The organism is Mycolicibacter heraklionensis (assembly GCF_019645815.1).
GTDB lineage: Bacteria > Actinomycetota > Actinomycetes > Mycobacteriales > Mycobacteriaceae > Mycobacterium > Mycobacterium heraklionense.
This window is the reverse complement of the sequence record NZ_CP080997.1, coordinates 1813624-1825538: the sequence shown is the minus strand read 5'-3', so window position 1 is coordinate 1825538 and position 11915 is coordinate 1813624. Positions and strand designations below refer to the sequence as shown.

The window sequence follows — 11915 nt, the reverse complement described above, 5'->3', positions numbered from 1 at the left end:
GACTGCGCGGCTGGTACGGCATGCGGCGAGCGGTTTGTTCAAGACGTGATGGTGCCGCGCGGGCGAAAGTGGCGGGTATGAGCGAGGACATCTTCACCCCTGCCCTGGGCCGCTTGGCGCCGGCCCGGTTCTTCGACTACGTGGTGGCGCTGACGCGAGAGCGGCTGTGGCGGAGCCTGACCGTCATGCACCTGGCGCCGCGTCCCGGCGACGCGATCCTGGACGTGGGTTGCGGCACCGGTTCCTTGGCGCTGCTGGCCGCTCGGGTGGAGCCGCAGGCGAAGATCGTCGGCCTGGACCCCGATCCGGAGATCTTGGCGGTGGCACGCGAGAAGGATGCCGACGGCCGGGTTCGCTGGCTGACCGGGATGGGCGACGACCTGGTGGCATCGGTGGGCGCGGAGTCGATGGACGGCGTGACATCCAGCCTGGTGCTGCACCAATGTCCGATGGACGTCAAGCGTGCGATCCTGGCGTCGATGTTCGCGGTGTTGCGGCCAGGCGGGCGGCTGGTGATCGCCGACTTCGGGCTCCAGCGGACAGTGTTGATGCGCCTGGCGTTTCGGTTTGTTCAGTTCGCCGACGGCAAGACCGACACCCAACCCAACGCCGATGGTGTTCTCCCGGAGCTGATTTCGGCCGCCGGCTTCGTGGGTGTTCGCGAAGCCGACGTGGTGGCCACCATCAACGGGACGATCTCGATCTATACGGCCCGCAAACGGTGATCACGCCAGAGCCTGCAGCACCACCGACGGGGTCAGGCCCATCATCTCCCGCATCTGTCGGGTGAAGTGGGCCTGATCGGCGAAGCCCGCGGCGGTCGCGGCTTCGGCCAGCGGCATCCCCGACTGCAGGGCTTCGACGGCCCGACGCAGCCGTGACCAGACCCGCCAGCGGGTGAGCGGCATCCCCAGTTCCCGGCGCGCCAGCGCGCGCAGGCGCTGCGGCGACAGGCCGATCTCGGCGGCCAGGCTCGGCATCGCGATGTTGCTGTCGGCGAGCATGGCCAGCGCCGTCACCAGACGCGGATCCAGCTCCTGCGACTGGCCCCGGCAGGCGGCGGCGACATCGGGCTCGCGCAGCTCGCCCAGCTCGGGGGCGGCGGCGATCCCGGCGTCATAGCGTTGCCGCAGCTGGTCGGCGAACAGGCAGTGCGGCTCGATGAAATAGGTGATCAGGTCGCGGATGGCCAGGATGCGGTGCGGCGCCATCGGTGAGACGACCACTGCGGCAGCCTGATGACGCGTTCCGGCCGGGTCCACCATCGCCACTTCGCCTCGCCCGGCGACGACGATCTGGAAGGCGCCGTGGCGGTGGATCGGGCCGCCGCCACCCACCGGACCCCGATACACCGCGTAGCCGTCGCTGATGCTCAGCGACGGCACCGCTCCCGCGGGGTTAGTCAATCCCCCAGCGCGGGGTCAGCACCCCGAGCGCACCCAGCGCGACCGCCGCCGCGGTGGAGGTGCGCAGCACGGTCGGTCCGAGCCGGGCGGCGACGGCGCCGGCGCCGGTCAGCGCCGTCAGCTCCGCCTCGGTGATACCGCCTTCGGGCCCGACCACCAGGGCCAGTGCCGGTGCCGCGGACACGTCGGGCAACCCGGCTGCCGCCGCGTCGTGCAATACCAGCACCGTCGTGCCGCCGGTGACCTGTTCGCCGACCCACGACACCAGTTCCGAAGTCGCCAGCACGCCAGCCACCGGCGGAATGTGGGCGCGGCGGGATTGCCCGGCGGCCGCCCGGGCGACCGCCTGCCAGCGTCGTACTCCCTTGTCGGCTCGCGGGCCGTCCCAGCGGGCCACGCACCGGTCGGCCTGCCAGGCCACGAAGGCGTCGGCACCGGCCTCGGTGGCCAGCTCGATCGCCAGCTCGGATCGTTCGGATTTGGGCAGCGCCTGCACCACGGTGACCGGCGGGGCCGGCGGTGCGACCTGGCTACGGTCGAGCACCCGGGCCCGCAATCCGCTGCGGTCGGCCTCCTCGACCTGGCACTGCGCCACGACGCCGGCGCCGTCACCGAGCGTCAGCTGCTCACCGGGCCGGATCCGGCGCACCGTCGCCGCGTGGAAGCCGGCGTCGCCGCCGACCACGGCAAGCGCACCCACCTCGGGCAGCGCGTCGACGTAGAACAGGCCGGCCACCGCGGGCTCAGCGCCCGGTGAAGGTCTCGCGCAGTCGGCTGAACAGCCCGCCGCTCTGCGGCGCGTGTGCCGAGCGGACTTCGGCGGTCTCGCGGTCGCGGTGCTCTTTGAACTGGCGCAGCAGCTCGGTGTCGTGGCTGTCGAGGCGCTCGGGGACCACCACCTCGATGTGGGCGTGCAGGTCACCGCGCGCCCCGGTCCGCACCTGCGGCATGCCGTGGCCGCGCAGCACGATGGTCGCCCCCGGCTGGGTGCCGGCCGGGATGGTGATCTCGGTGGCGCCGTCGAGGATCGCGTCGACGGTCACGGTGGTGCCCAGCGCCGCGTCGACCATCGGCACCGAGATGTGGCAGTGCAGGTCGTCACCGTCGCGGGCGAAGATGTCGTGGGGCTGCTCGTGCACCTCGACGTAGAGGTCACCGGCCGGTCCCCCACCCGGGCCGACCTCGCCCTGGGCGGCCAGCCGAACGCGCATGCCGTCGCCGACTCCGGCGGGGATCTTGACGCTGATCTCGCGACGTGAGCGCACCCGGCCGTCGCCGCCGCACTGGTGGCACGGATCCGGAATCACCTCGCCGACTCCGCGGCAGGTCGGACACGGCCGTGACGTCATGACCTGGCCCAGCAGCGAGCGCTGCATGCTCTGCACCTCGCCGCGGCCGTGGCAGGTGTCGCACGTCATGGGGCGCGAATCCCCGTTGGTCCCGCGGCCCTGGCAGCGATCGCACAGCACCGCGGTGTCGACGGTGACGCGCTTGGTCACGCCGGTAGCGCACTCGGTGAGGTCCAGGCGCAGGCGCAGCAGCGAGTCCGACCCCGGCCGCACCCGTCCGATCGGGCCGCGCGAGGCCGCGCCGCCGCCGAAGAACGCTTCGAACACATCCCCGAGGCCGCCAAAGCCCGAGGAGCCGCCGAATCCACCAAAGCCGTTGCCGGCGCCGTTCTCCAGCGGGTCGCCGCCGAGGTCGACGATCCGGCGTTTCTCCGGGTCGGACAGCACCTCGTAGGCGGCGCTGATCTCCTTGAACTTGGCCTGCGCCGCCTCGTCGGGGTTGACGTCGGGGTGGTAGGTGCGCGCCAGCTTTCGATAGGCGCGCTTGAGCTCGGTGTCGCTAGCGTCCTTATCGACGCCCAACAAGCCGTAATAGTCGCGTGCCACGCCTGACCCTTCCCAACGTCTGCCGGCCGGAGGTTAGCGAGCCCCGAGCACTTCACCGATGTACATAGCAACCGCAGCGACACTGGCGATAGTTCCCGGATAGTCCATCCGGGTGGGACCCAGCACCCCCATACCCCCGTACACAGTGCCCTGCGACCCGTACGCGGTGGACACCACCGAGGCGCCGGCCATCTCCTCAGCCTCGGTCTCGTGACCGATGCGCACCGTGACTTTACCGGCTTCCTGCTGCACGGCCAGCAACCGCAGCACCACAACCTGCTCTTCGAGAACCTCCAGCACCGACCGCAGTGAGCTGCCGAAGTCGGCGGCGTTGCGGGTCAGGTTGGCCGTACCGCCCAGCAACAGGCGCTCCTCGCGGTGCTCGACCAGCGATTCCAGCAGCACGGTCGCCGAGCGACCGACCGCGTTGGCCAGACCGGGGGCAAGCCCGCTGCGCCCGTCCAGGTGCCCGGCGAGTTCGGCGACGGCGGTGGACGCCGCCGAGATCCGCTTCCCGTCCAGCGCGGCGCCGAGCATCTCCCGCAGCTGACTGAGCTGGTGGTCGTCGATGGGGTCGCCGAGTTCGACGATCCGCTGATCGACTCGGCCGGAGTCGGTGATGACCACGAGCAGCAACCGCGCCGGGGTGAGCGCGATCACCTCGAGGCGGCGCACGGTCGACACCGACAGAGTCGGGTACTGCACGACGGCCACCTGGCGGGTCAGCTGCGCCAGGGTGCGCACCGCGCGGCGGAGCACGTCGTCGAGGTCGACACCGGAGTCCAGGAACGACAGGATCGCCCGGCGCTCGGCGGCCGACAGCGGCTTGACGTCGTCGATACGGTCGACGAACTCTCGGTAGCCCTTCTCGGTGGGCACCCGCCCGGAACTGGTGTGCGGTTGGGCGATGTACCCCTCGGCCTCCAGCACCGCCATGTCGTTGCGAACCGTGGCCGGGGAAACCCCCAGATTGTGCCGTTCGACCAGGGCTTTGGAGCCGATCGGCTCCTTGGTGGCGACGAAGTCCGCGACGATGGCCCGCAGTACCTCAAAGCGGCGATCATCAGCCACGCCCATGGGGTGCTCACCTCCTGCTTCGAACAGCTACGGCCGCCCTCGATTTTACGGTGACGGCGCCAGCAGCCGGTGCTCGATGCCGTGCACGATGTCCGGCTCCCGATCCCGCACCAAACAGGCGACCTCGACGAAACGGGAGACGAGCGGTGACGGCTCGTCGTCGGTCCAGCCCACCGCGATCGCCGAGCCGGGCCAGTCGTCGATCGGCACGAACCGGACGCCGGTCGCCGGCATGAAGTGCGCGGCTGCCGCGCTGGTGACGGCGATGGCCGCCCCGGCGGCGACCACCTGTGCTTCCTCGGTGATCGAGTCGGCGCGCACCACGTCGACCTTCGTCGCGTCGGTCCGCGCCGCGGCCAGGCTCCAGAACGCGTGATGGGCTTCGTCGACGCTGGACGACTGGGTGATCGGGTCATCGAGCAGGTCTCGCACCGACACCGACGTCCGTCCGGCGAGCCGGTGCGAGGCCGACACCATAGCGACGACGGGATCGACCGCCAAGATCTCGGCCTTGATGTTGGGCGTGCTCTGGGGCAGCCGCAGGAAGGTCACGTCGGCAGCCCGCGACGCCAACCCGGCCGACGGATCGCTGACCGGGAATTCCCGCATCTCGATGGTGACGTCGGGGTGACGTTCCCGGAACTCGGCAATGATCGGCGCCGTCAGTTCGAGCGCCGCACCCGGTACGTACCCCAGCCGCAGCGTGCCGACCACCCCGCGGGCTGCCTGCTCCGCGGCGGCGGCGGCGCTGTCCAGCGCGGCCAAGACCGCGCGCGCTCCCTCCAAGAAGACTTCGCCGGCGGGCGTCAGCGTCACGTTGCGGGTGGTTCGGTCGAACAGCTTGGCGCCGAGTTCGTCTTCGAGGTCTTTGATCTGGCGGCTCAGTGCCTGCTGCGCCAGGTACACGCGCGCCGCTGCCCGACTGAAGTGCAGTTCTTCAGCAGCCACCACGAAGTGGCGCAGCTTTCGCGTGTTGATGTCGATGGTGCTCGATCTTAGGACACCACGTGTTGGTCGAGGGTGGTTGAACCCGGCGGTTCAGCGAGGCTCGACGAAGGAGAGCCGAAGCTGGGACCGCCGCGTGGAAGCGACCCCTCCAGTGCACCCACCGACACCGCTTTCAAGTCGACCCCCGACCGGCCCAGTGTCCGCGCGCCGGTGATCAGGGCGTCGATGACGCGGGCCGCATCGAGGTAGCCGAGACCGTCCGGGGGGTGCACGTTGGACACGCAGTTGCGTTCGGCGTCGCTGCGTCCCGGCCGCGGCAGGTGCGTCAGGTACAGCCCGAGGCTGCTGGCCACCGACAGACCCGGCCGCTCGCCGATCAGCACCACAACGGTCTGGACGCCCATCGCCTGGCCGATGTGGTCGCCGAGCGCCACCCGGGCACCGGTCGCGATCACCGGCGCGGCGATCGTTCGGTGGGCACCCACCACATCGGCCAGCGCGCGCAGCAACGCAACACCGTGTTCGGTCAGCGCCCTCGGAGACAGCCCGTCGCACAGCACGAAACCCACCTCGGCCGCAGTGCAAGGAATCTCGCTCAGATCGTTCGGCAGGCGACCCAGGTCGGGGCGCCGTAGATACTCCTGACGACTGCTTGCCCGGCTGGTCACGGCGACGGGTTCACCGAGCCCCACTTCGGCCACCTGCTGCGCCAGGCAGCCGACGTCGAACGGTTGGCGCACCGCGTCGCGAGCCAGGGCATGGGCCGCCCGGAACTCCAGGACGCTGCGGGTGGGCTGGGCGTCGCCGGAGCGGCCGAGCCCGATCCGCGCCTGGGTGTGGCGGCGCAGGTCCTGCCAGACGGCGCTCATGCCGGTGCCGCCAGCGAACGCAACGGTGAGCGCTCCACCGCACTCGGAAGCACCCGACCGGACTCGTCGGCGATACCGATCCCCTGTAGCCATGCCTCGAACTCGGGAGCTGGACGCAGGCCCAGCACTCGGCGCGCGTAGAGCGCGTCGTGGAAGGACATGCTCTGGTAGCCCAGCATCACGTCGTCGGCTCCCGGGACGGTGATGACGAAATTGCAGCCGGCGACACCGAGCAGCGTGAGCAGGGTGTCCACGTCGTCTTGGTCGGCTTCGGCGTGATTGGTGTAGCAGACGTCGACGCCCATCGGCAGGCCGAGCAGCTTGCCGCAGAAGTGGTCTTCCAGCCCGGCCCGGGCGATCTGCTTGCCGTCGTAGAGGTATTCCGGCCCGATGAAACCGACGACCGTGTTGACCAGCAGCGGCGAGAACTCGCGGGCCACCGCGTAGGCCCGGACCTCCAGGGTCTGCTGATCGACAGGCCGGCCGTCGCTGCCCAGGTGCGCGTGCGCGCTCAGCGCCGAGCCCTGCCCGGTCTCGAAGTACATCACGTTGTCCCCGGCGGTCCCGCGCTGCAGTGAACGCCCGGCCTCGTGGGCGGTACGCAGCAGATCCAGGCTCACACCGAAGCTGCGGTTGGCCCCCTCGGTCCCGGCGATCGACTGGAACACCAGGTCGACCGGGACGCCCTGCTCGATCAGCTCGATGGTCGTGGTCACATGCGAGAGCACGCAGGACTGCGTCGGTATCTGGTAACGCAGCCGGATGTCGTCGAGCAGGTACAGCAGATCGGCGGTCGCCTGCGGTGAGTCGGTGGCCGGGTTGATGCCGATCACCGCGTCGCCGCATCCGTGCAGCAGCCCGTCGAGAGTGGCCGCGGCGACACCCCGCGGGTCGTCGGTCGGATGGTTGGGCTGCAGCCGGGTGGCCAGCCGGCCCGGCAGGCCCAGCGTGGTGCGGAACGCGCTGGTGACCGAGACCGATCGCGCGACCGCGATCAGGTCCTGGTTCCGCATGAGTTTGCTGACCGCGGCGACCATCTCGGGGGTCAGTCCGGGCCCGACTCGGCGCAGGGTGTCGGCCGCTGTCGGCGTCGCCGCCACTTCCAGCAGCCAGTCCCGCAGACCGCCGACGGTCAGATGCGACACCGCCCGGTAGCTCTCGCGGTCATGGCGATCGATGATCAGCCGGGTCACTTCGTCGGACTCGTAGGGCACCACCAGGTCGTGCAGGAAGGTGTCCAAGCCGACGTCGGCGAGCGCCCACTGCGCGGCGGCTCGCTCGGCGTCGCTGGCCGCGGCGCAGCCGGCCAGTTCGTCACCGGATCGGCGCGGGGTGGCCTTGGCCAGCAGATCGATCAGCCCGTCGAACTGGTAGGTGGTGCCGGCCAGCGTCTGCGTGTACGCGGTCACCGTAGGCCCCCTCAGCTGGATTCCCCTGATCGAGTCGACGGCGGCACGCAGCAGTGACCAGGAAATGTCGTGGTGCCGATATGAGTCGCGGCGAAGAAATGCTCCCGCGGCGACCAGTTTTGCATATCATCGGCGCGATCCCATAATTCTTCTATTTCGCCGGCCGGCACCGAAAAGCCTCAACTCGGTGGTACTGTCTCCGGCTTGTGGGAATTGCAGCAGCATCCGTCAATGACGATTTGGCCCTGGCGCTGGGTCTGGCGGACCTCGCCGACGCCATGACCATGGACCGATTCGGGGCACTGGACCTGCGGGTCGACACAAAACCGGACCTCACTCCGGTCACCGACGCCGATCGCGCGGTCGAAGTCGCGCTGCGCGACGCCCTGGCGAGGGACCGGCCCGATGACGACGTGCTGGGTGAGGAGTTCGGCGGCAGTGCAACCTTCAGCGGCCGCCAGTGGGTCATCGACCCGATCGACGGAACCAAGAACTTCGTGCGCGGGGTGCCGGTGTGGGCCACCCTGATCGCCCTGCTTGACGACGGCGTGCCGTGCGTCGGCGCCATCAGCGCTCCCGCGTTGGGCAGACGGTGGTGGGCGGCCCATGGTCTGGGCGCATTCGCCGTGTTCGGCGGGGCGGCGCCGCGACGGCTGTCGGTCTCGGCGGTGGCTGACCTGGGCTCTGCGAGCCTGTCGTTCGCGGGACTCAAGCAGTGGGCGCAGCTCGGACTGCGACAGCACTTCCTGGATCTGACCGACACCGTGTGGCGAACGCGCAGTTACGGCGACTTCTGGGCCTATTGCCTGCTCGCCGAGGGCGCACTCGACATCGTTGCCGAGCCCACGGTGTCGCTGTGGGATCTGGCCGCGCTCGACATCCTGGTGCGGGAGGCGGGCGGGACGTTCACGGGCCTCAACGGCGCTGCCGGCCCGCACGGCGGCAGCGCGGTGGCCACCAACACGGCGTTGCACCCGGCGGTGTTGGACAGCCTGGGCGTGGCATAGCGCCGCGCATTCACTCCCGAGCACCCGATTAACAACAAGAATTTGTCAATGCCGTAGGTTTTTGGTGTTGGAATTCTCATCCGCGATTTGACATTCTTGGCCCGCGGCCATTGAACAATAGCGTGACAATTCTTACTGCCCACCCGCAGCCGACATTCGGACGCGCAGGAGGTCGTGAATTCACCCATTCCGCTGTCGGGGCCTCGGAGGTCAGCCGGCACGATACCGACGGAGTGGGCGCGACGTGATGTGACACCACGTCGGTCGGCCATGGTTAGCTCTGCTATTGCGCGTGTGCACAACAACACGATGATCCCTCGGGGTTCCGACCCGGCGGGGTCTCAAGATGGAGGATCTGCTCTCACCATGTCCGATTTCCCCTATACGGACCGCTTCACCGTCAACCGGACGCTGCCCGAGCAAGGCCGGCCGCGCGACGAGGTGCTTGCGGAGCTGCGTGAGATGGCGCAGGCCGAGGACCCCACCTGGGAAACCGGCAAGGTGTCCGGGACCATGTACTGCGGCGACCATGAGCACTACCGCTTCCTCGATGAGGCGTTTGGACTGTTCGCCCACGTGAACGTGCTGCAGCGCGACATCTGCCCGTCGGCCACCAAGTTCGAGGGCGAAATCATCGCGATGGCGCTGGACCTGATGCACGCCGAGGCCATCACCGACGGGCAGCCGGTCGGAATGGTCACCACGGGTGGCACCGGCAGCATCATCCATGCACTGCTGGCCTACCGGGAGCACGCCGCCAAGCATCGGGGCATCACCCGGCCGAACTTCATCAAGCCCGAAACCGGCCACCCGGCCTTCGACAAGGGCTGTCACCTGTTCGGCATCGAGCTGCGCAAGGCGCCCGTCGACCCGCAGACCGCTCAGGTAGATGTCGAGTGGGTGGCGAACAACATCGACGAGAACACCATCGCGATCATGGGCTCGGCGTGCAATTACGGCTACGGCACCGTCGACCCGATCCCGGAGTTGGGACAGCTGGCTCAGGAGCGCGGGGTGGGGTTGCACGTCGATGCCTGCCTGGGCGGCTTCGTACTGCCGTTCGCGAATGAGTTGGGTTATGACATACCGCTTTTCGACTTCCGTGTTCCCGGTGTCACCAGCATCTCGGCAGATAACCACAAGTACGGCTACGCGCTCAAGGGCGCTTCGACACTGTTGTTCCGCGACAAGGCGTACCGCAACGCGCAGTACTTCTTCCTGCCGGATTGGACCGGCGGCAAGTACATGTCCCCGGGCATCGAAGGCTCCCGCTCAGGCGGGCTGATCGCCGCCGCGTGGGCGTCGATGGTCCAGCTGGGCCGCGAGGGATACCTGCGCTACGCCAAGGCGATCTTGGAGACGGCGTCGGCGATGCAGGACGCGGTGCGCAGCCACCCCGAACTGACGATCATCGGCTCGCCCACATTCTGTTTCGCCTTCCGCTCCGACGAGTTCGACATCTACCACGTGGCCGACGCCATGAAGCCCAAGGGCTGGCGGTTCAACGGCCAGCAGTACCCCAACGCCATCCACATGGCGGTGACCCGGCCGCAGACCCAGCCCGGTGTCGTGGAGGCATTCACCGCCGACCTCGACGACGCGATCGAGTACGCCAAGAAGAAGACCGCCGCCGGTGAGGCGCCGATCAGCGCCGCCGTCTACGGCGGCGTCCCCGGCGGGATGACCGAGGAGGCGGCTCAGTTCATCGAAGGGTTCATGGAGCACATCCTCGACACCCAGCAGTCCCTGCCGCCCCTATGAGCAGTGCGGAGCGCATCGATCGCGTCGTTCTGGCCGTCGACCTCGGCACCGGCGGCCCGAAAGTCGGGTTCGTGTCGTTGGACGGCACCGTGCTGTGGTCGGACCTCGTCGAGGTCTCGACCGAGTATGGGCCGGACGGGGCCGCCACCCAGGACGCCGGTCTGTGGTGGGAGATCATCCGCGACGCCACCAAGCGCGGGCTGGCCGAGAGCGGGGTGCGCGGCGAGCAGGTGGCCGGGGTGTCGATCACCGGGCAGTGGGCCAGCACCGTCCCGGTCGACGCCGAGGGACGTCCGGCGGGCCCATGCGTGATGTGGATGGACACCCGCGGTGCGCCTTACAGCCGCAAGGTATTCGGCGGTCGGGTGGCCGGCTATCGGCCACGGGTCCTGCTCAGTTGGCTTCGCCGCAACGGCGGCATCCCCTCGCCCAGCGGCGACGACCCGGTCGGGCACATGCTGCACCTGCAGCACGGCGACCCGATGGTCTTCGCGGCGACCCGCTGGCTGCTGGAGCCGGTCGACTACCTCGGCATGTGTTTCACCGGACGGGCGGCGGCATCGCGGGCTTCGATGATGGGCAGCTGGCTCACCAACAACCGCAACCTGGGCGTGCTCGACTACGACGACGTGCTGGTGCGGCTGTCCGGTGTCGACCGGGCGAAGCTGCCGCCGCTGGTGCCGACCGGTTCCATCATCGGTCCGGTGGCGCCGTCGGTTGCCGCCGAACTCGGCATATCGCCCACGGCCCAGGTGGTCACCGGCACCCCGGACCTGCACGCCGCGGCGGTGGGTTCCGGTGCGGTGCGCCAAGGTGAGCTGCACCTGACCATCTCCACCACGTCGTGGATCAGCTGCCCCGTGGCGTTCAAAAAGACCGATGCGTTCCACCAGCTGGCCACCGTTGCCGGCCTCGACCCGACGTCCTACCTGCTGGTGAACAACCAGGACACCGCTGGGCGGGCACTGCAGTGGTTGCGCGACAACGTGTTCGAGGATCTCGATTACGACGCCCTGACCGCGCTGGCGGCGGGTGCACCGGCCGGCTCGAACGGGCTGATCTTCACGCCCTGGCTCAAAGGCGAGCACTCCCCCGTCGACGACCGCCGTGCGCGCGGCGGTTTCCACAACCTGTCGCTGGCCACCACCCGCGCCGATCTGGTGCGCGCGGTGCTCGAAGGGGTCGCCTACAACAGCCGCTGGCTGCTCGAATGCGTGAATCGGTTCACCCCCACCGCCGTACCGATCCGGATCGTCGGCGGCGGGGCGCGCTCGGACCTGTGGTGCCAGATCATGGCCGATGTCACCGGCCGTACCTGCGAACGGGTGGCCGACCCGTTGAACGCACAGTTGCGGGGCGCGGCGCTGTTCGCCGGGATCGGGATCGGCGAGTTGGATCGCGACGAGCTACGCGATCTGATCCCGCTCGACGGCGTGTTCGAGCCCGTGGCCGCCAATCACGCGGTCTACGACCGGCTCTTCGCCGAGTTCCCCGGGCTCTACCGGGCGCAGAAAGGCATGTTCGGCCGCCTCAACGGCTGACC

11 protein-coding genes are annotated in these 11915 nt (G+C 69.2%); 4 read left to right on the top strand and 7 right to left on the bottom strand.

Annotated features, from left to right (window positions below):
* Nucleotides 1-77 precede the first annotated feature (77 nt).
* Nucleotides 78-725 (top strand): class I SAM-dependent methyltransferase, encoded by a 648-nt coding sequence (locus K3U94_RS08535; RefSeq protein WP_220696222.1) that lies wholly within the window; start codon nt 78-80, stop codon nt 723-725.
* Here the strand turns inward: K3U94_RS08535 and K3U94_RS08530 are convergent, their stop codons facing one another.
* From K3U94_RS08530 to K3U94_RS08500, 7 genes are read right to left on the bottom strand one after another with little or no spacing between them, the layout of a single operon-like run.
* Entirely contained in the window at nt 726-1406 is a 681-nt protein-coding gene (locus K3U94_RS08530; RefSeq protein ID WP_220696221.1) for an AraC family transcriptional regulator, read from the bottom strand. It abuts the gene before it with no gap.
* Nucleotides 1399-2142, bottom strand: a complete 744-nt coding sequence (locus tag K3U94_RS08525) for a 16S rRNA (uracil(1498)-N(3))-methyltransferase (RefSeq protein WP_220696220.1) — start codon at nt 2140-2142, stop codon at nt 1399-1401. Before K3U94_RS08525 ends, K3U94_RS08530 begins: the two co-directional genes overlap by 8 nt.
* A gap of 7 nt (nt 2143-2149) precedes the next feature.
* Nucleotides 2150-3301: a molecular chaperone DnaJ gene (dnaJ, locus tag K3U94_RS08520; protein WP_220696219.1), complete on the bottom strand. Its 1152-nt coding sequence runs from the start codon at nt 3299-3301 to the stop codon at nt 2150-2152.
* Nucleotides 3302-3334: 33 nt separating this feature from the next.
* The gene (hrcA, locus tag K3U94_RS08515) at nt 3335-4378 is read right to left on the bottom strand and encodes a heat-inducible transcriptional repressor HrcA (protein WP_047319556.1); all 1044 of its coding nucleotides are present in this window, start codon (nt 4376-4378) and stop codon (nt 3335-3337) included.
* 45 nt (nt 4379-4423) lie between these two features.
* Nucleotides 4424-5341 carry a LysR family transcriptional regulator gene (locus K3U94_RS08510; protein ID WP_267878361.1) on the bottom strand — a complete coding sequence of 306 codons (918 nt, stop codon included), beginning with the start codon at nt 5339-5341 and terminating at the stop codon, nt 4424-4426.
* A 32-nt stretch (nt 5342-5373) separates the two neighbouring features.
* A complete protein-coding gene (gene eutC / locus K3U94_RS08505) occupies nt 5374-6195 on the bottom strand; it encodes an ethanolamine ammonia-lyase subunit EutC (protein WP_220696217.1) in 822 nt (273 codons plus the stop codon).
* On the bottom strand, nt 6192-7604 hold the full coding sequence (locus tag K3U94_RS08500) for an ethanolamine ammonia-lyase subunit EutB (protein WP_220696216.1): 1413 nt from the start codon (nt 7602-7604) through the stop codon (nt 6192-6194). Before K3U94_RS08500 ends, eutC begins: the two co-directional genes overlap by 4 nt.
* A 212-nt stretch (nt 7605-7816) precedes the next feature.
* On the opposite strand from K3U94_RS08500, the gene hisN reads away from it, so the two are divergent.
* From hisN to K3U94_RS08485, 3 genes are all read left to right on the top strand, one after another.
* Nucleotides 7817-8611, top strand: coding sequence for a histidinol-phosphatase (gene hisN, locus K3U94_RS08495; RefSeq protein ID WP_434084919.1), 795 nt, complete (start codon nt 7817-7819; stop codon nt 8609-8611).
* A gap of 366 nt (nt 8612-8977) precedes the next feature.
* Nucleotides 8978-10372, top strand: a complete 1395-nt coding sequence (locus tag K3U94_RS08490; RefSeq protein ID WP_047319560.1) for a pyridoxal phosphate-dependent decarboxylase family protein — start codon at nt 8978-8980, stop codon at nt 10370-10372.
* Nucleotides 10369-11913, top strand: a complete 1545-nt coding sequence (locus K3U94_RS08485; protein WP_047319561.1) for a xylulokinase — start codon at nt 10369-10371, stop codon at nt 11911-11913. Before K3U94_RS08490 ends, K3U94_RS08485 begins: the two co-directional genes overlap by 4 nt.
* Nucleotides 11914-11915: the final 2 nt, after the last annotated feature.